Genomic DNA, 18,900 nt, shown 5'->3' with positions numbered 1-18,900 from the left:
CCCGCTCACCGAGGCTCCCCGCGCGGGCCACGCGCGGCCGGGGAGCCTGTCGAGCCGAGGAGCGCCAGCGCCGCCTCGGTGCTCAGCGCCGTGCGCAGACCCGGCAGCGTCAGCCCCAGTTCCACCAAAGTGATCGCGACCGCGGGCCGCATGCCGGCCACGACGGTCTGCGCGGCCAGCAGCCGGGCGTTCGCCGCGATCTCGGCCAGCACCCGGCCGAGGAAGGAGTCGACTATCTCCACACCGGAGATGTCGATGACCACGCCGGCGACCCGGCTGTGGGCGATCGCCTCCACGATGTCGTGCTGGAGCTGTTCCGCCGTGCTGTCGTGCAGATCGCCCTGGAGGGTGACCAGCAGGATGTCACCCAGCCGGAGCACCGGCACGTGTGCCCCACCGGTGGGGGAGAAGTGGCCGTTCACCGCTGACCCGCACCGCCGGACGCCGAGTGCACGATGTCCGCGCCCAGACCGTGCAGGGCGTACGACAGGGCGTCGGCCAGACCGGCCCGGGTGATGACGGTGCCCAGGTCCAGACCGAGGTGGACGATGGTCTGCGCGATCGCGGGCCGGATGCCGGAGACGATGCACTCGGCGCCCATCAGCCGCACCGCCGCCACCGTCTTCATCAGGTGCTGCGCGACGAGCGAGTCGACCGTCGGCACACCGGTGATGTCCAGGATCGCGTACTTGGCCTGCTGGTCGACGACCGCCTCCAGCAGCGTCTCCATGACGACCTGGCTGCGGGCGCTGTCCAGGGTGCCGATCAGCGGCACGGCGACGATGCCGTCCCACAGCCGGATGATGGGCGTGGCGACCTCCAGCAGCTGGAGCTGCTGCCGGTCGTTGAGGGCCTGCACCTCGGTCAGCGCGGTCTCCATGACCACCAGCCGCAGCGTGCCCATCAGCACGGTCAAGATCGTGCCGCACTCCCTGGCGTGGTCCGGGGAGGCGTCCGCCAGGTCGGCGACCAGCAGGTCCACCGCGGGCGCCCGCAGCGCGTCCACCTCGCTGGAGACCTGCGCCGTGCTCAGGCCGAAACGGGAGCGGGCGGAGGTCATCCGGGACAGCTGCTCGCGGACCGCGGCGAACCCGGCGCTGTCGGAGTTCTCCACGCGGCCGGAGCGGACGACGTCCGCGAGGGCGTCCACCACCGTGCGGCCCGCGTCCACCGCCTCGTCCCGGGACACCGTGAAGACGGTCCGGAAGAAGGACTCGTCAGCCCACCGTTGGGCGATCTGCTCCCGACGGCGGTCCAGGAAGGCCCCTACTTCCTCCGTCGGCGTACGGTGCTGTGCGGCCGCTTCGTGCTCCGGCACTCTTCACTCCTCATCTGCGTCCTGCTGCTGCGACCCCGCCGCGGACGGCGGTGACGCGGGGTGACCTTTGCCGGACGACAACCCTAACCAGGTCCCCGACCGGCCCACTCTCTTGGCCTGCCCGCACGGCTGTCAAACGATCACTTCCCCCTTCGATCAGGCCGGCTGCGGGCCGTCGATCAGCGCCAACGCGTCCTCCACCTTGTCCGACACGGGAACCGTGAGGCTCACCCCGGTCAGATCCAGGACCCGGCGCACCGCAGGCGTGGGATCGATCACGTGCACACTGCCCGGCAGCGTCCGCGCCTCCTGGTACACGCGCAGGATGATGTTCATCCCGGAGGAGTCCATGAAGGGCACCGCGGACAGATCCAGCAGGAAGTGCCGCCTGCCGTGATGGAGCTGGTTCGCCAGATGGGCCTGGAATTCGGTCGCCGTGTCGAGGTCGAGATGACCCTCGACCGTGACCAGGGCCACGTCCTCGCGGGGCAGGGTCACCTCGACGGACAACGGGTTCTGGGCGATGGACACGAATACCTCCGAAAACTGACGGTCCGGGCGCGTGCCCGGGGGTGACTGCGGTACGGGACGAGCGCGGTCGGGACGGATCCTCCGGCCGACACCGGGCCCTGCCTCGTCTCTCCCCCTCGCCTTGCCGCTCCCGGTCTCGCACCGCGCACGAGCGGATACCCGCGAACCCGCCGCTCATGCGCCGAAGATCCCGCGAGAACCCCTGAGGGGTCCTCGCGCGCGCCCTGATCGGACGCTCATGGCGCGAGGACCCCTCGAAGGCGGCGTGTGGCCCCGGTCAGCCCAGCCTGATGCCCACGATGCAGGTGTCGTCGTCCGTGTCGGACCTGCTGTAGGTGAGCAGCCGGTCCAGCTGCTGGTCCAGCGTCGCCACGGCCGTGCGGGCCTCGCTCAGCAGATGCGTCAGCGACTCCTCCACCGACCGGTCCCGCCGCTCGATCAGCCCGTCCGTGTACATCAGCAGCGTGTCGTCGGCCGCGAGCTGGATCTCCTCCTCCTCGTACGTGGTCTCCGGCACGGCGCCCAGCAGCATCCCCTTCAGCAGGGGCAGCGGGGTCGCGCTCGCGTCGCGCACCAGCACCGGCGGCAGATGGCCGGCCCTCGCCCACCGCAGGGTGCGCCGCGCCGGGTCGTACAGCCCGCACACCGCCGTCGCCGTCACGGCGCCCGTCAGATGGTGGGCGACGATGTTCAGCCAGGACAGCAGCTGCCCCGGGCCCGCCCCGGTCACCGCCAGCCCGCGCAGCGCGTTGCGCAGCACCACCATGGACGTCGCCGCCTCGATGCCGTGCCCGGCGACGTCGCCCACGCACAGCATCACCAGTCCCGACGGCAGGACCACCGTGTCGTACCAGTCACCGCCCACCAGCTGCTCCTCCTCGGCCGGCCGGTAGCGCACCGCCACCTGCAGCCCGGGGACCTCCAGCGGCGCGTGCGTCGGCGGCATGATCGCGTGCTGGAGCTGAAGCGTGAGCCGGTTGCGCTCGCTCGCCTGCTGCTCGGTCTGCGCCAGCTGGTCACGGGTCGCGGCGAGCGCCACCTCCGTCCAGTGCTGCGCCGAGATGTCCTGGTAGGCGCCGCGTACGGCGACCAGCCGGGCGTCGGTGTCCAGAACGGGCTCGGCCACGATCCGCATGTGCCGGGTCACCCCGTCCGGCCGCTGGAGCCGGAAGGCGGCCGAGGACGGCCGCCGGTGGTGCATCAGCGTGCGCAGGAACCGCCCGACGGGCACCGCGTCGTCGGGGTGGGCGTGCGCCCCCAGCGCCTCCAGCGGCACCGGGGAACCGGAGGGGTCCCGCCCGTACAGGGCGAACATCTGGCCGTTCCAGGTGGTCTCGCCCGTGAGCACGTTCTCCTCGAAGCCGCCGATGCGGCCGAGGCGCTGCGCGTGCTGCAGCAGGCTCGCCAGCCGCGCCGTCTCGTCCTCGATGCGCCAGATCAGCAGGACGCACGTGCCGTGCCGGCTGATGCTCATGTCCGCGACCGCCGACAGCGGCACGTCGTCGACGAGCGCGGTCAGACTCATCCGCCGCGCCCGGAACGGCTCACCCGTGGCGTAGACGCGCTCGATGCGCTGGAACAGGTCGCTCCCGCCGGCGGACATCGGGTACGCCTCCAGCATCAGGGCGCCGTTGACCACCGCCCGGGGACGGCCCGCCGGGTCCAGGAAGCGGTCGTTGACGTGCTGGATGCGGAAGTCCACCAGCTGCCCCGACGCGTCGATGTGCGGCACGAGGACCAGCGCCGGGTCGTGCAGTCCGTCCGCGAGATCCATCAGCTCCGCGGCGTCGGGCAGCACTCGCGGCTCCCGGTCGGAGCCCTCGGCGTGCGTGTACGTCTGCAGCGTGTGCGCGCACAGCTCGGCCAGCGCCTCCACCTGGCGCACCACCTGCGGCGGCTGCCGCTCCAGCGGGACGGGCCAGGCGATCTCCAGGACGCCGTGCACCCGGCCGCCGGTCCCGGCGGGCAGGGCGACCCGGCCGCCGTCGGGGTACAGCTGCCGGCCGATGGTGGGCACGCCCGTGTGCGCCAGTGACCGGATCCACTGGCCCGAACGCTCCGTCAGGCCCCGCCGGGCCACCGTGGCCACGTCCGGCGGGACGTAACGCCAGCGCGCGGCCTCCGCGGGGGCGAAGCCGGCGCTGCCGGCCAGGGTGAGCGAGCCGTCCGGGCCGGTCGCCCAGATCGCCACCGCCACCGCGCCGAGCGGGCCCAGGGCGTGCTGGAGCAACGAGTCGGCGACGGCCTGCGTGTCGTGCGCGGCGAGCGCCCCGCTCTCCGCGGCCCGTAGCCGCACGGCCGCGGAGTCCTCCCCGGCGCCCTCACCGAAACCGTCGCCGGGGCCGTCGTCGACGCCGGAGACGGTGGCGATGAAGGCGTCGGTCACCTCCGACATCCGGTCCCGTGCGGCCTGGTTGATGACGTCCACCGCGAACTCCAGCGGCGTCACCCCGGCCTGCCGGGCCAGCTCGGTGAGCTGGCGGGCCGCCTCGGCCGGACCGCACCCGAGGCGCTCCACCAGGATGCCCTTGGCGAGCTCGACCAGGGCCCGGCCCTCGGCCTCGGCCTGCGCCGCCCGGACCTCCCGCCGCAGCCGCGCCACGGTCGCCGCGAGCCGGCCCACCGGCGTGGGCGTCTCCTCGTCCCCGTCCTCGCCGGACCGGCCCCCGGGGGACCGGTCCGGCTGCGACGCGACGGCGGTCGCCCGCCCCGGGGACGGCGACACGGCGGCCGTCCCGTCCGCGGACGGCCGGGCCGCGCCGCCCCGGCCGGCCTCGGCCGGCTCAGCGGCGGCCGGGGTGTCGTTCCTCTCGTGCGGTTGTTCGGGAATGCTCACGTGCGAAGACTCCTCGGCTGGAACGTCCGGGGGCGGGTGCGGGCGGGCGCTCTCAGACGGTCAGCCAGCGGCGTACGCAGGACATCAGGTCATGGGTGTCGACGGGCTTGGTGACGTAGTCGCTGGCGCCCGAGGCGAGACTCTTCTCCCGGTCCCCGGGCATCGCCTTCGCGGTCACCGCGACGATGGGCAGCTCGGCGTACTGCGGCATGGTTCGGATCTCCGCGGTGGCGGTGTACCCGTCCATCTCCGGCATCATCACGTCCATCAGCACCATCGCGATGTCCGGGTTGTTGCGCAGCGTCTCGATGCCCTCGCGCCCGTTCTCCGCGTGCAGCACCCGCATGCCGTGCAGCTCCAGGATGCCGCTCAGCGCGAACAGGTTGCGCGCGTCGTCGTCCACGACGAGGACCGTACGGCCCACGACGGCGTCGTCGACGGGCGGCGGACCCACCGGCTGCGGCTCCTCCGGGCGGACCAGCGCCAGCACGTCTCCGGGCTGCTCGGCCGACAGGTGCAGGGTGATGCGCTCGCGCAGCTCGTCCAGGCTGGAGAGGAACTCCAGCGGCCGGCCCGCCGAACGGGACTGCAGCGTCTCCTCCTGCGCCAGGTCGGCCCGGTGCCCGCTGTGCACGAGCACCGGCACACCCGTCAGCGCCGAGTCGGCCTGGAGCGCCTCAAGGAAACGGGAGGCCTCCGCGTCGGGCATGCCCAGCTCCAGGACCACGCAGTGGCACGGCTCGGCGGCCAGCGCGCCCGCCGCCTCCTGCGCCCCCACCGCGGTGACCACGTCCACCGGCGGCGGCGGGGTGGCGTCCTCCCGGCTGCGCGCCATGTCCGCCACGACGCTCTCCGCGACCAGGGTCAGCAGCCCGCGCGGCCGCTCCTCCACCACGAGCAGCCGGCGCGGACGGCGAGCGGCCCCGCCCGGCGACAGCGGCAGCCCCGGAGCGGGCGCCATCAGCACCGCCGGCCGCTCCTCGGAGCCGCGCTCCACCGGCCGTCCGCCGGCGAGCAGCTCCTCGAAGTCGACCCGGGCGACCGGCAGATACAGCGTGAACGTGCTGCCCTTGCCGGGCGTGCTGTCCACGGTCACCGCGCCGCCGAGCAGATGGGCGATCTCCCGGGTGATGGACAGTCCCAGACCCGTGCCGCCGTACTTGCGGCTGGTGGTGCCGTCCGCCTGCTGGAAGGCGCCGAAGATGGTCTCCAACTGCTGTTCCGGGATGCCGATGCCGGTGTCCTTGACCCGGAACGCGACCACCGTGCCGCCCCGGATCACCCCCTGGGGCACCTCCTCCGGCGCCACCGGCTCGATGCGCAGCTCCACACTGCCCTGCTCGGTGAACTTCACCGCGTTGGACAGCAGGTTGCGCAGCACCTGACGCAGCCGCGAGTCGTCCGTCAGCAGGTCCGCCGGAGCGCCGGCGGCCGTGCTGATGGTGAAGTCCAGGCTCTTCTGCGTCGTCATCGGACGGAACGTCGCCTCGACGTACTCCAGCAACTGACGCAGCGGCACCCGTTCCGGAGAGACGTCCATCTTGCCCGCCTCGACCTTGGACAGGTCCAGGATGTCGTTGATCAGCTGGAGCAGGTCGGAGCCGGCCGAGTGGATGATCCCCGCGTACTCCACCTGCTTGGGGGTGAGGTTGCGCGAGGGGTTCTGAGCCAGCAACTGGGCCAGGATCAGCAGACTGTTGAGCGGGGTGCGCAGCTCATGGCTCATGTTCGCCAGGAACTCCGACTTGTACTTCGACGCCAGCGACAACTGCTGCGCCCGCGCCTCCAGTTCCTGCCGGGCCTGCTCGATCTGGAGGTTCTTCGCCTCGATGTCGCGGTTCTGCGCCACCAGCAGCGAGGCCTTCTCCTCCAGTTCGGCGTTGGAGCGCTGCAGTTCCTCCTGCTGCGACTGCAACTCGGCCGAGCGGGCCTGGAGTTCGGCCGTCAGGCGCTGCGACTCGTCGAGCAGCTCGTCGGTGCGGGCGTTCGCCACGATGGTGTTGACGTTGACGCCGATGGTCTCCCGCAGCTGCTCCAGGAAGTCCCGGTGGATCTCCTTGAACGCGGTGACCGAGGCCAGTTCGATCACACCGAGCACCTGGCCCTCGAACAGGATCGGCAGCAGCACCAGCGCGCTGGGCTCGACCTGGCCGAGCCCCGAGGAGATGGCGACGTACCCGGCGGGCAGCTCGTCGACCGTGATCGTACGGCGGCTGCGGGCGGCCTGGCCGACCAGGGAGCGGCCGAACGGGATGCGGGTGGGGCGGGAGTCGTCGTCGGGGTAGCCGTAGGCGCCCACGAGCCGCAGCTCCGGGCCCTTCCTGCCGTCCTCGGCGAGGTAGAACGCGCCGTACTGGGCGGAGACCAGCGGCACCAGTTCGTCCATGATCAGCTCGGCCACCACGGGCAGGTCCCGGTGGCCCTGCATCAGTCCGGAGATCCGCGCCAGGTTGGTCTTGAGCCAGTCCTGCTCCTGGTTGGCCAGCGTGGTCTCGCGCAGGGAGCTCACCATCGAGTTGATGTTGTCCTTGAGCTCTGCGACCTCGCCGGACGCCTCCACGGTGATCGAGCGGGTCAGGTCGCCCTCGGCGACGGCGTTGGTCACCTCGGCGATCGCACGCACCTGCCGGGTCAGGTTGCCGGCCAGCTCGTTGACGTTCTCCGTCAGCCGCTTCCAGGTGCCCGAGACACCCTCCACCTCGGCCTGGCCGCCGAGGCGTCCCTCGGTGCCGACCTCGCGGGCGACACGGGTGACCTCGTCGGCGAAGGCGGACAGCTGGTCGACCATCGTGTTGATCGTCGTCTTGAGCTCGAGGATCTCGCCCCGGGCGTCGACGTCGATCTTCTTCGACAGGTCGCCGAGGGCCACCGCCGTCGTCACCAGCGCGATGTTGCGGACCTGGCCGGTGAGGTTGTTGGCCATGGAGTTGACGTTGTCGGTGAGGTCCTTCCAGGTGCCGGCCACGTTCGGCACGTGCGCCTGCCCGCCGAGGCGTCCCTCGGTGCCGACCTCGCGAGCCACGCGGGTCACCTCGTCGGCGAACGCCGACAGCGTGTCCACCATGGTGTTGATGACGTCGGCGAGCGCGGCGACCTCGCCCTTGGCCTCGACGGTGATCTTCTGCGACAGGTCGCCGCGGGCCACGGCGGTGGCGACCTGGGCGATGGAGCGCACCTGGCCCGTCAGGTTCGACGCCATCACGTTGACGTTGTCGGTGAGGTCCTTCCAGGTGCCCGACACCCCGCGCACCGTGGCCTGACCGCCCAGGTTGCCGGCGGTGCCGACCTCGCGGGCGACACGGGTGACCTCGTCGGCGAAGGCGGACAGCTGGTCCACCATCGTGTTCAGGGTGTTCTTCAGCTCCAGGATCTCGCCGCGGGCGTCCACGGTGATTTTCTGGGAGAGGTCGCCCTGGGCGACCGCCGTCGCCACCTGGGCGATGTTGCGGACCTGCGCGGTGAGGTTGCCCGCCATGAAGTTCACCGAGTCGGTGAGGTCCCGCCAGGTCCCCTTGACGCCCTTCACGTCGGCCTGGCCGCCGAGGCGTCCCTCGGTGCCGACCTCGCGGGCGACGCGGGTGACCTCGTCGCCGAAGGCGGAGAGTTGGTCGACCATCGTGTTGATGGTGTTCTTCAGTTCGAGGATCTCGCCGCGGGCGTCCACGGTGATCTTCTGGGAGAGGTCGCCCTTGGCGACCGCCGTCGTCACCTGGGCGATGTTGCGGACCTGCGCGGTGAGGTTGCCGGCCATGAAGTTGACCGAATCCGTCAGATCGCGCCACACGCCGGCCACGCCCGGCACCTGCGCCTGTCCGCCGAGGCGTCCCTCGGTGCCGACCTCGCGGGCGACGCGTGTCACCTCGCCCGCGAAGGCGGACAGCTGGTCGACCATCGTGTTGACGGTCTCCTTCAGCTGGAGGATCTCGCCGCGCGCCGGCACGTCGATCTTCTGCGACAGGTCGCCCTTGGCCACCGCTGTCGCCACCTGTGCGATGTCACGGACCTGCGTGGTCAGGTTGCCCGCCATCGCGTTGACGGAGTCCGTGAGGTCCGCCCACGTCCCGGAGACCCCCGGCACCTCGGCCTGACCGCCGAGGGTGCCCTCAGTGCCGACCTCCCGCGCCACCCGGGTGACCTCGGAGGTGAACACGGACAGCTGGTCGACCATGCCGTTGAACACGGTCGCGATGTCGCCCATGAGGCCGTCGCCGTCGGCGGGCAGCCGGGTGCCGAAGTCGCCGTCGCGTACGGCGGTGAGCCCGGCGAGGAGCCGCCTGAGCTCCTCGCCGGGGACCGTGTCGACGACCTCGGTCGCGTTGCTGGTCATGCGTACCCTCGTTCCGCTCCCCAGGAGCCCCCGGGCGGAGGCTCGGAACGCGGGCCGCCCGGGTGGACGGCACCGCATGTCGTGCGTGTATTTCCGCAGCTCACGAATGTGCGCTGAGGAGAGAAATACGCCGAAGGCTAACCCACGAGCCGGGGGCGGAACAAAGCGTCACGTGATTTGCGCACACAGGATTTCCACCGGGCGTCCATCAGGCATGCACGGCGCGAAACGGGGTACCGGAAAGGGTTTCGCGGCCCTGTCCCATCCCTGGATCGGCGCTGTCGCGGCCCGTCCCCCGGGGCGCCCGGTGAGCTCAGGCGAGGTCGGAGCCGAGCAGCCCCGTGCGCAGCCGGCTCACCAGCCGGCTGATCAGCCGTGAGACGTGCATCTGCGAGATGCCGAGCTCCTGACCGATCTCGGCCTGCGTGCGCTCCTCGACGAAGCGCAGATGCAGGATTCGCCGCTCCCGCGGGCCGAGTTCGGCGATCAGGGGCGCCAGCGAGTGGAAGTCCTCCACCAGCGTCAGCGCCGGCTCCTCCACGCCGATGAAGTCGGCCAGCACCGATTCGCCGTCCGCGCCGCTGTCGGCGGTGAGGGCGGCGTCGAGCGAGGCGGAGGTGTAGCAGTTGGCGGCCTTGCGGGCCTCGATGACCTCCTCCTCGGACAGCGACATCAGCTGCGACAGCTCGCGCGTGGTGGGCATCCGGCCCAGCCTGGTCTGCAACTCGTCCGTGGCGCGGGCCAGTTCGACCCGCGCCTCCTGGAGCCGGCGCGGCACGTGGACCGCCCAGCTGGTGTCGCGGAAGAAGCGCTTGATCTCCCCGACGATGTAGGGCACGGCGAACGAGGTGAACTCCACCTCGCGGGACAGCTCGAACCGGTCGATCGCCTTGATCAGGCCGATCGTCCCGACCTGGACGATGTCCTCCATCGAGTCGCCACGGCCGCGGAACCGGGAGGCCGCGTACCGCACCAGCGAGAGGTTCATCTCGATCAAGGTGTTGCGCACGTACTGGTACTCGCGCGTGCCCTCCTCCAGCACGGCCAGCCGGTCGAAGAACCGGCGCGAGAGCTGTCGCGCGTCCCTCGGGCTGACCTGGGTGGGCGATTCGACGACCGGGACCCCCTCCGGGAGGCCGCCCGCGGCCCCCGGCTCCGCCGTGGTCTCTCTCGCCTGTGCCGTCACGGCATTCATGCCGCTCACTCCGTTCGTGAATGCCCGCCGTGGACCGTCGGACTTGATCAAGGACGCACTCCGTGTGCCCTGCCTTCCCCACCCCACACCGCCCCGGACCCGCCCGCCGCCGGCCTCGGCCGAAATCGCCGAATGCCCGCGCGGGGCGCGGGTATCCGGGGGGTGGAATCGAGAAGGGAGCAGCGTGACCATGGACGGAATCTGGTCCTACCCGGCGGGCAGCGGGCATGCGGCGGGAGAGGACCTGACGGGGTATGACGTGGTGGCGGCCGACCGCTCCATAGGCCACGTCGAACGGGAGGACGGCCACCACGGCATGTGGCACCTGGTCGTCGACACGGGGGTCTGGCTCTTCGGGCGCAGTGCCGTCGTACCGGTGGGGGTCGTCAAGTCCGTCGACATGCAGGCCCGCTCCATCGCGCTGGCCTGCACCGGGGACCAGGTCAAGGAGGCCCCCCGGTTCACGACGGACAGCGAGACCATGGACCCCGCCTATCTGACGGCCGTGGCCGATTACTACCACCGGCTGACCCCGCACGGGACGACCACGGGCTGACCGCCCACGGCGCGCGGGCGGCCCCCGGATGCTCACATGGCATCACGGGGCCGCCCGCGCGGCGCTCACCGGGCCCTCTCGCCGGGTCCGTCGCCACGGCGTGACTCACCAGGGCAGGAAGACGTGCACGTCCTTACCCGTGTCGTCCGCGACCACACTGACCTGGCTGCACAGGGTGTGGATCAGGTGCCAGCCGATGCCGCCGCCCCCGCTGTCGGGGTGGAACGGCCGGGGCGCCGGCGGGGTGGGGTTGGTGTCGTGCAGCGTGACGTGCACGCCGTCGAACGTGGGACGCAGATGCAGGTCGAAGGGACCCGGCGCGTACTGGACCGCGTTCGAGGACAGCTCCGTGACGATCAGCACGATGTCGTGCCAGTACTCGGGTGCCGCGGGTCGGGACACCCGTGACAGGTCACGGAGGAACTCCTCGGCGGCCAGACGCGCGCCCGTCACGTCGTGCGGTTCGCCCGAGAAACGGGCGGTGCGGCCCGGGATCGCCCAGGAGGTCAGTGAGTCGTTACCACGGGGCTCGGTTGCCATGTCGTAGTTGCGGCCCTCTGTGGCCGGGGCCGTCGTCCTTTCTTCCGCAGCTTGCTCGTCGCACTCAACAGGGTTCCCGAGGCGGCGCAGGCTACGCGTCCGGCTCGGCACGGCGGACTGTGAGATACGCCGGGCCACCGCGCGGCCACACCGGGTGCGGCCGTCAGCGGAAGACGTCGTCGGCGTCGTCCCAGCTGAGCACCTCTTCCACCGGGCTCTGCCTGGGCGGCCGGGCGCGCGCCTGGTACATGGCCTCGATCTCCGCCGCGTAGTGCCGCACGATCGAGTCCCGGCGCAGCTTCATCGACGGGGTGAGCAGACCGTTGGACTGGTCGAACGGCTGCGCGAGGATCCGGAAGCAGCGGATGGACTCCGAGCGGGACACCGCGCTGTTGGCCGCGGCCACCGCCCGGCCGATCTCGTCCCGCAGTGCCGTCTCCTCCCGGTCCTCGCGGCTGAAGGCGTCGCTGTGCAGCGACAGCCCGCCGCGCCAGTGCGCCAGGAAGTCGGGGTCCAGCGTGATCAACGCGCCCACGCAGGGCCGGTTGTCGCCCACGACCACCGCCTGGTGCACGAGCGGATGCATCCGCAGCCGCTGCTCCAGCGCGGCCGGCGCCACGCTCTTGCCGCTGCTGGTGATGATGACGTCCTTCTTGCGGCCGGTGATGCTGAGGTACCCCTCGGAGTCCAGCGTCCCGAGATCGCCGGTGGCCAGCCAGCCGTCCCGCAGTGCGGCCCGGGTCGCGCCCTCGTCGTTGATGTAACCCTGGAACACGGACGGGCCGCGCACCAGGATCTCCCCGTCGTCCGCGACGCGGATCTCGTTGCCCGGCAGGGCCTGTCCGACGGTGCCCGTCTTCTCCCGCCCGAGCGGCTGCATGGTGACCCCGCCGGCGGTCTCGGTCAGCCCGTACCCGTCGTGCACGTAGATGCCGATGCCCTCGTAGAACAGGGACAGGTCGCGGTGGAGCGGCGAGCCGCCCGACGTGGCGCGGTGCACGCGCCCGCCGAGGGCGGCGCGCAGTCTGCGGTACACCGTGCGCTCGAACAGGGCGTGCTGGAGCCGCAGGTCGAAACCCGGTCCCGAACCCCGGCCGAGCCGCTGGCGTTCGACGGCGGCCGCGAAGTCGCGGGCCGTCTCCGCGGCCCGCTCGAACACCGCCCCCCGGCCCGACTGCTGGGCGGTGCGCAGGAAGTTCTTGTAGATCTTCTCGAACACGGAGGGGACGGCGTACAGATAGGTCGGCCGGAAGGTGCGCAGCGCCTCGGCGAGCGCGGTGGCGCTCAGGTCGGGCTCGTGGCCCATGAGGATGCCGCCGCGCAGACACAGCCCCTGGATCATCAGCCCGTACACATGGGAGAACGGCAGGAAGGCGAGCACGGAGGGCTGCTTCCCGGCCGGCGCCGCCGTCCGCCCCCAGCCGGCCAGCAGTGTGTCGCAGGGCGCGGCCAGACTGCGGTGGCTCAGGGCGCAGCCCAGCGGGCGGCCCGAGGTGCCGGAGGTGTAGGCGACCACCGCGGTGGAGTCCGGCAGCACGATCCGGCGCAGCGAGTCCACGGAGGTGATCGACACCGTCCGGCCCAGGTGTGCGAGTTCGTCCAGCGCGCCCGTGTCCAGCTGCCAGACATGGCGCAGGGCCGGCAGGTTCGCGCACACCGAGCCCACCGTCATCACGCTCTGCTCGTCCTCGACGACCACGCCGACGCAGCCGGCGTCCCGCAGGATCCACTCCACCTGGTCGCGGGAGGACGTCGGATAGATGGGGACGACCTCGGCGCCCAGCGCCCACAGGGCGTGGCACAGCACCGACCACTCGTAACGGGTGCGCGCCATGATCGCCACCCGGTGGCCCGGCGAGATCCCTGAGGCGACGAGTCCCTTGGCGAGGTCGACCACCTGGTCCCGCAGTTCGAGGGCCGTCACCTCCACCCACTCCTCTTCTCCCGCGGAGCCGGAACGGCGGGCGAGCACGGGAAGCGCGGGGGTGCGGGTCGCCGTCTCGAAGACGCTGTCGGCGAGCCCTCCGGTCAGGGGCGAGGCGGCTGGGGGAGCGAGGGCGACGTTGCGCATGCGCTGCTCCTGACATGTACGGGGTGTGACTCAGCCGATGAGGACTGTTATCGACGGTGGTCGAATGTAGCCCAGGTGGGACCGGTTGTGGCCGGGAACAGATAAGTAATCCGCGTTGATGATCTCGAGGGTGGGGGGACTCGGGGGGCATGACCCACATCAGCCCCGACCCCGAACCCGAACGCAGCACCGGTCTCGAACCGGGAGGCGGCGTTCCGCCCGGCGAGACGCCGCCCGCGGAGAGCAGCCTGCCCGAGGCCGGGCCGCGCGAGACGCACAACCCGACCAAGGGCTGGGCCAAGGCCCCGCTCACCCTGATCATCGTCCTGGCCGTGCTGGTCGCGGCCTTCTTCCTGGCCTACGCCCTTGTCCTGATGCTTTGATCGCCGGCCCTGATGCTCCGATCGCCGCTCCCGGCGGTCAGTGGGCCCCGTCGGCCTGGGTGTGGCGGACGCAGGTCGTGACGACCTCGCGCAGGCTGCCCGTGCGCTCCCACACCTCTCGCTGGATCCGCGCGCCGTTGCCGTCGCGCAGCAGCGCCGCACAGCTCGCGCGGGCCCGCTCCAGGTCCCCGCTGTCGGACAGCGCGTCCGAGACGTGGTCCAGCAGGGCGTTCACCACCGTCTCGGCGGGTGCCCGCCGCATGGTCGCGGGATGCAGCAGCTCACCGGTGAGCCCGGAGCGGGAGGCCTGCCAGCCGGCCAGCCGCAGCAGGCTCACACTGTGGTCGACGGGCTCCTCACCGGCCTTCCAGGCACGCGCCGCCGTCTCCACGAGCCCCCGGGCGAGCGTGGCGAGGAGAACGGCGGTCTCGGCGTGCAGACAGACGTCCGCCACCCGGATCTCCACCGTCGGATAGCGCGCCGACAGCCGGGCGTCGAAGTAGATCATCCCGTCGTCGAGGATCGTGCCCGTGGCCACCATGTCCGCCACCCGCCGGTGGTAGCGCTCCGCCGACCCGAACAGCTCGGTCGGCCCGGCCGAGGGCCAGCGCTCCCACACCCGGCTGCGGTAACTGTTGTACCCCGAGTCGTTCCCCTGCCAGAAGGGCGAGTTGGCGCTCAGCGCCAGCAGCACCGACAGCCACGGCCGGATCCGGTCGACGACCGCGACGCCCTCGTCGTCGGAGTCCACGGACACATGGACGTGGCATCCGCACACCAGTTGCTCACGCGTGGCGATGCCGTAGTGATCCGCCATCCACTGGTAGCGCCGGTTCATGCCGACCGAGGGCAGCACCGGCAGCGGCGACGTCGCCAGCGCCGCCACGGTGCAGCCGATCTCCCCGGCGTGCCGGGCGGCCTCGGCCCGGATGCGCACGATCTCCTCGGCGAGTTCCGCCATGCCCGACTGCGGGTGGGTGGCGAACTCCAGCATCTGATCGTGCAGTTCCTTCTCGAAGACGCCTTGCTCGGCTTCGTCCCGCTCGGCGCGGGCGAGAACCGCGGCCGACATGGCACGCGGTTCACCGGTCTCCGGGTCGACCAGGAGGAGTTCCTCCTCCACTCCGACGGTGCGCACGTCTTCACAGCCTCTCTGCAGGTGGTACGCACCCGAATGCCCCGCAGGGCCTCCTTCACACGCCCGCCGGCGTCAGCCACACCGTGGCGAGCGGCGGCAGCGTCAACCGGATCTCCCCGTTCTGCGCCTTCACCTCCCCCTTCGGGCCGACGGCACGGACGTCACCACCGCCGTAGCACGCCGCGTCGGTGTTGAGCACCTCCCGCCAGACCCCGTCGGGCACGCCGAGCCGGTAGTCGTCGCGGACCACCGGCGAGAAGTTGCTCACCGACAGCAGCGGCGTGCCGTCGGCGGCGTGGCGCAGGAAGGCGAACACGTTGTCTTCCGCGGCGTCGCACAACACCCAGCGGAATCCGGCGGGTTCGGTGTCCCGCTGCCACAGGGCCGGCGTCGCGCGGTAGAGCGTGTTCAGATCGCGGACGAGGTGCTGCACGCCCCGGTGGTCGCCCGCCGAGGCGTACCCGGCGTCCAACAGCCACCACTCCGGACCCTGCTCCTCGGACCACTCCGCGCCCTGCGCGAACTCCTGCCCCATGAAGAGCAGTTGCTTGCCCGGATGAGCCCACATGAAGCCCAGGTAGGCGCGATGGTCGGCCCGCCGCTGCCACCAGTCGCCCGGCATCTTCGACACCAGCGCCTGCTTGCCGTGGACCACTTCGTCGTGCGAGATGGGCAGGACGTAGTTCTCGCTGTAGGCGTAGATCATCGAGAACGTCATCTCGTGGTGGTGGTACTTGCGGTGCACCGGCTCCTTGGCGATGTACTCCAGCGAGTCGTGCATCCACCCCATGTTCCACTTCAGCCCGAAGCCCAGACCGCCGCTTTCGGTGGGCCGGGTCACCCCGCCCCAGGCCGTCGACTCCTCGGCGATCGTCACCACACCCGGATTGCGCCGGTACACCGTGGCGTTCATCTCCTGGAGGAACGCCATCGCGTCCAGGTCCTCCCGGCCGCCGTACACGTTCGGCGTCCACTGCCCGGAGTCCCGCGAGTAGTCGAGGTAGAGCATCGAGGCGACGGCGTCCACCCGCAGCCCGTCGATATGGAACTCCTCGCACCAGTAAGTGGCGTTGGCGACGAGGAAGTTGCGCACCTCGGTTCGCCCGAAGTCGAACTCGAACGTGCCCCAGTCGGGGTGCTCGGCACGCCGTGAGTCCCCGGGCTCGTACAGTGGGTCCCCGTCGAAGCGCGCCAACGCCCAGTCGTCCTTGGGGAAATGGGCCGGCACCCAGTCCATGATCACGCCGATGCCCGCCCGGTGCAGACTGTCCACCAGGTACTTGAGATCGTCCGGGGAGCCGAGCCGGGCGGCCGGTGCGTAGAACCCGGTGACCTGGTAACCCCAGGAGCCCGAGAACGGATGCTGCGCGACCGGCATGAACTCCACATGCGTGAAGCCGAGTTCGTTCACATACGCCGGAAGCTCCTCCGCCAGCCTGCGGTAGTCGGACCCCGGCCGCCACGAGGGCAGGTGCACCTCGTACACCGAGAACGGCGCCTCGTGCACGGGGACGTCACCCCGGTGCGCCATCCACTCCGCGTCGCCCCACTCGTAGTGCGAGGCGTGCACGATCGACGCCGTGTCCGGCGGGACCTCCGCGCACCGCGCCATCGGGTCGGCCTTCAGAAAACGGTGACCGTGCCGGGAGGTGATCTCGAACTTGTACTTCACACCCTCGCCCACCCCGGGCAGGAACAGCTCCCAGACCCCGGACGCGCCGAGCGAGCGCATCGGGAACGCCGTTCCGTCCCAGTACGTGAAGTCCGCGGCGAGGCGCACCCCTTGGGCGTTCGGCGCCCACACCGTGAACCGGGTCCCCGCCACCCCCTCATGGACCATCGGCTCCGCGCCCAGCGCCTTCCACAACTGCTCGTGACGGCCCTCCCGGACGAGATGCAGATCGAGCTCCCCCAGCGCGGGCAGGAAACGGTACGGATCGTGCACCTCGGCCTCGTCCGCCCCGTCCCGCTCGTACGCCACCGCCAGCGTGTACGCGGGGATCGCGTCCAGCGGCAGCAGCGCCGAGAAGAGACCGTCCCCCTCCGACACCAGCGGCGTGCGCACGCCGTCCACCACCACGGCCACCGACCGGGCGTACGGCCGCAGCGCCCGGAAGACGATCCCGCCCGGCGCCGGATGCGCGCCGAGCAAGGAGTGCGGGTCGTGATGCGCGCCCGCCAGCAGACGGCCGCGGTCGGCCGCGTCCAGCGGGGGCGCCGCACCCGGGCGGGGGCCGGCCGACTCGGGCAGAGAGATGTCGCGCAGAGCCATGGGGTCAGCCTCCTCGGACGGCGAGTCGTTCGATCGCCGCCATGGGTACGGGTAGCCAGTCCGGACGGTGCCGCGCCTCGTACAGCACCTCGTACACGGCCCGGTCGGTTTCGTAGGCACGCAGCAGCGCGTGTTTCTTGCGGGGGTCCCAGCCGGCCCGCGCCGCGTAACCGGCGCAGAACGCCTCCCGGCAGCCGCGCGCCCACTCCGGCCGCCAGGGCCGGCGCTGCCGGGCGGCGTAGTCGAAGGACCGCAGCATGCCGGCGATGTCGCGCACCGGGGAATGCGGGCTGCACCGCTCGGCCAGCGGACGGGACGGCTCGCCCTCGAAGTCGATGACGAACCAGTCCCGCCCGGCGCGCAGCACCTGCCCGAGGTGCAGGTCGCCGTGGATGCGCTGGGCGGGCGGGCCCGGATCGCACACGGCGAGCGCCTCGAACGCGGTGGTGAGACCGGGGACGTACGGGCGCAGCGCCGCCACATGGTGCGCCGCGGCCTCCAGACGCTCGGTCATCCCCGCCGCCGTCCGCGCGTTGTCGGCGTGCGGACCGCCCGGGAACGCCGCCGCGAGAGAGGTGTGCACCTCCGCCGTGGCCCGGCCCAGCGCCTCCGCCTCGGCGGTGAAGTCGTCGCCGTGGGCGAGGGCGTCCAGCGCCAGCGTCCAGCCGTCCGACGCGTCGGGCAGGAACGGCTGGAGCACGCCGAGCGTCGCCTCCAGGGGATGCGTCGTCCCGAACCACGCCACCGGCGCCGGGACCCTGCCGCACCCCTGACCGGCGAGCGCGACCGGCACCTCCAGATCCGGGTTCACCCCGGGCTGGACACGCCGGAACACCTTCAGGATGAAGGCGTCGCCGTACACCACGGAGGTGTTCGACTGCTCCGCCTCCAGCAGCCGCGGCGCGAGCCCCGCCGGCACGGGCTTCGACGGGTCGGACTCGAAGCACAGCGGTCCGAGGGAGCCGGGGTGCCGCATCCGCTCCAGCAGCAGCTGCGCCGACCGGGGGTCCTGCAACGCGTCGTGCACCGTGAGCCCTGCCAGCGCCCCCTCCTCCACCCGGCCGATCAGGGCCCGGCCCAGTCGCGGGGACTGGTGCCGCTGGATGCCGAGGAGCAGTTGGTAGCAGTCCCCGGGCGGGGGAGTGCCGCCGGGCGAGGGCACGCCCGACTGACCGGTCTGCACCAGCAGATGCAGACAGCCCGGATACAGCTCCGTCATGGACAGCAGACGCAGATCGTGGAGCGGCCGGTCCTTGCCCGCGAACCAGCGCTGCCGGGGCAGCCACTCGCGCAGCAGAGCGCTCAGCGTCCCCGCGGAGCGGACGCCGGCGGCACTGCCCGGGCTCAGAGATGCGGTCTTCTGCATGGTGACGCGTCCTTTCCTCGACGCACGCTCACAGACGCCGGCCGACGCGGGATGCGGCTCGGGCGAGCCGGAACCAGTAGAAGCCGTGGCCGGCGAGGGTGAGCAGGTAGGGCAGTTCGCCGACGGCGGGGAAGCGGACCCCGCCGAACAGTTCGACGGGGTGGCGGCCCTTGAAGCGGCTGAGGTCCAGCTCGGTGGGCTGGGCGAAGCGCGAGAAGTTGTGGACGCAGAGCACCAGGTCGTCCCCTCCGTCCTCCGCTGGGGCTTCGCGGAGGAAGGCGAGGACGGCCGGGTTGGAGGAGGGCAGTTCGGTGTAGGAGCCGAGTCCGAAGGCGGGGTTCTGTTTGCGGATCTCGATCATGCGGCG

The 18,900-nt window shown here is 71.6% G+C and carries 14 protein-coding genes; 2 read left to right on the top strand and 12 right to left on the bottom strand.

From position 1 onward, the window contains the following. Nucleotides 1-5 precede the first annotated feature (5 nt). The 6 genes from ACIRS4_RS08975 to ACIRS4_RS08950 all read right to left on the bottom strand — a co-directional run bounded on the left by ACIRS4_RS08975 (nt 6) and on the right by ACIRS4_RS08950 (nt 10,207). Complete coding sequence (locus tag ACIRS4_RS08975; RefSeq protein WP_404192170.1) at nt 6-422, bottom strand: STAS domain-containing protein; 417 nt, start codon at nt 420-422, stop codon at nt 6-8. Then, nucleotides 419-1,318, bottom strand: a complete 900-nt coding sequence (locus tag ACIRS4_RS08970; protein WP_404192167.1) for an STAS domain-containing protein — start codon at nt 1,316-1,318, stop codon at nt 419-421. Before ACIRS4_RS08970 ends, ACIRS4_RS08975 begins: the two co-directional genes overlap by 4 nt. Nucleotides 1,319-1,474: 156 nt before the next feature. Continuing rightward, nucleotides 1,475-1,849, bottom strand: a complete 375-nt coding sequence (locus ACIRS4_RS08965) for an STAS domain-containing protein (RefSeq protein WP_404192165.1) — start codon at nt 1,847-1,849, stop codon at nt 1,475-1,477. Nucleotides 1,850-2,126: 277 nt separating this feature from the next. After that, a complete protein-coding gene (locus ACIRS4_RS08960; protein ID WP_404192162.1) occupies nt 2,127-4,685 on the bottom strand; it encodes a SpoIIE family protein phosphatase in 2,559 nt (852 codons plus the stop codon). A 52-nt stretch (nt 4,686-4,737) separates the two neighbouring features. Continuing rightward, nucleotides 4,738-9,012, bottom strand: a complete 4,275-nt coding sequence (locus ACIRS4_RS08955) for a HAMP domain-containing protein (protein WP_404192160.1) — start codon at nt 9,010-9,012, stop codon at nt 4,738-4,740. A 313-nt stretch (nt 9,013-9,325) separates the two neighbouring features. After that, entirely contained in the window at nt 9,326-10,207 is an 882-nt protein-coding gene (locus tag ACIRS4_RS08950; RefSeq protein WP_404192158.1) for an RNA polymerase sigma factor SigF, read from the bottom strand. 190 nt (nt 10,208-10,397) lie between these two features. Between ACIRS4_RS08950 and ACIRS4_RS08945 the strand changes: the two genes are divergently transcribed. Beyond that, nucleotides 10,398-10,763, top strand: a complete 366-nt coding sequence (locus ACIRS4_RS08945) for a PRC-barrel domain containing protein (RefSeq protein WP_404192157.1) — start codon at nt 10,398-10,400, stop codon at nt 10,761-10,763. A gap of 105 nt (nt 10,764-10,868) precedes the next feature. Here ACIRS4_RS08945 and ACIRS4_RS08940 read toward each other — a convergent pair whose 3' ends face one another. Both ACIRS4_RS08940 and ACIRS4_RS08935 read right to left on the bottom strand, forming a co-directional pair. Further along, nucleotides 10,869-11,303, bottom strand: a complete 435-nt coding sequence (locus ACIRS4_RS08940; RefSeq protein ID WP_404192154.1) for an ATP-binding protein — start codon at nt 11,301-11,303, stop codon at nt 10,869-10,871. A 163-nt stretch (nt 11,304-11,466) separates the two neighbouring features. Beyond that, a complete protein-coding gene (locus tag ACIRS4_RS08935; protein WP_404192151.1) occupies nt 11,467-13,374 on the bottom strand; it encodes an AMP-dependent synthetase/ligase in 1,908 nt (635 codons plus the stop codon). 149 nt (nt 13,375-13,523) lie between these two features. Between ACIRS4_RS08935 and ACIRS4_RS08930 the strand changes: the two genes are divergently transcribed. Continuing rightward, nucleotides 13,524-13,757, top strand: a complete 234-nt coding sequence (locus ACIRS4_RS08930; RefSeq protein WP_404192148.1) for a DUF6480 family protein — start codon at nt 13,524-13,526, stop codon at nt 13,755-13,757. Nucleotides 13,758-13,794: 37 nt separating this feature from the next. Here ACIRS4_RS08930 and ACIRS4_RS08925 read toward each other — a convergent pair whose 3' ends face one another. From ACIRS4_RS08925 to ACIRS4_RS08910, 4 genes are all read right to left on the bottom strand, one after another. Then, entirely contained in the window at nt 13,795-14,895 is a 1,101-nt protein-coding gene (locus ACIRS4_RS08925; protein ID WP_404192146.1) for a glutamate--cysteine ligase, read from the bottom strand. Nucleotides 14,896-14,950: 55 nt separating this feature from the next. Beyond that, a complete protein-coding gene (gene glgB / locus ACIRS4_RS08920; protein ID WP_404192143.1) occupies nt 14,951-17,167 on the bottom strand; it encodes a 1,4-alpha-glucan branching protein GlgB in 2,217 nt (738 codons plus the stop codon). A gap of 4 nt (nt 17,168-17,171) precedes the next feature. Continuing rightward, a complete protein-coding gene (locus tag ACIRS4_RS08915) occupies nt 17,172-18,533 on the bottom strand; it encodes a maltokinase (RefSeq protein ID WP_404192140.1) in 1,362 nt (453 codons plus the stop codon). A 28-nt stretch (nt 18,534-18,561) separates the two neighbouring features. Further along, nucleotides 18,562-18,900, bottom strand: a 339-nt coding sequence (locus tag ACIRS4_RS08910; RefSeq protein ID WP_404192137.1) for an alpha-glucosidase C-terminal domain-containing protein, incomplete at its 5' end; no start/stop codon positions are given.

The organism is Streptomyces sp. NPDC101166 (genome assembly GCF_044768125.1).
In the GTDB taxonomy this organism is placed as follows: Bacteria; Actinomycetota; Actinomycetes; order Streptomycetales; family Streptomycetaceae; genus Streptomyces.
This window is presented reverse-complemented; position numbering and strand designations above follow the sequence as displayed.

Coding starts and splice junctions, on each gene's coding strand:
- ACIRS4_RS08955 (WP_404192160.1), bottom strand. CDS start 9,012: ATGACCAGCAACGCGACCGAGGTCGTCGACACGGTCCCCGGCGAGGAG.
- ACIRS4_RS08950 (WP_404192158.1), bottom strand. CDS start 10,207: ATGAATGCCGTGACGGCACAGGCGAGAGAGACCACGGCGGAGCCGGGG.
- ACIRS4_RS08945 (WP_404192157.1), top strand. CDS start 10,398: ATGGACGGAATCTGGTCCTACCCGGCGGGCAGCGGGCATGCGGCGGGA.
- ACIRS4_RS08940 (WP_404192154.1), bottom strand. CDS start 11,303: ATGGCAACCGAGCCCCGTGGTAACGACTCACTGACCTCCTGGGCGATC.
- ACIRS4_RS08935 (WP_404192151.1), bottom strand. CDS start 13,374: ATGCGCAACGTCGCCCTCGCTCCCCCAGCCGCCTCGCCCCTGACCGGA.
- ACIRS4_RS08930 (WP_404192148.1), top strand. CDS start 13,524: ATGACCCACATCAGCCCCGACCCCGAACCCGAACGCAGCACCGGTCTC.
- glgB (WP_404192143.1), bottom strand. CDS start 17,167: ATGGCTCTGCGCGACATCTCTCTGCCCGAGTCGGCCGGCCCCCGCCCG.
- ACIRS4_RS08915 (WP_404192140.1), bottom strand. CDS start 18,533: ATGCAGAAGACCGCATCTCTGAGCCCGGGCAGTGCCGCCGGCGTCCGC.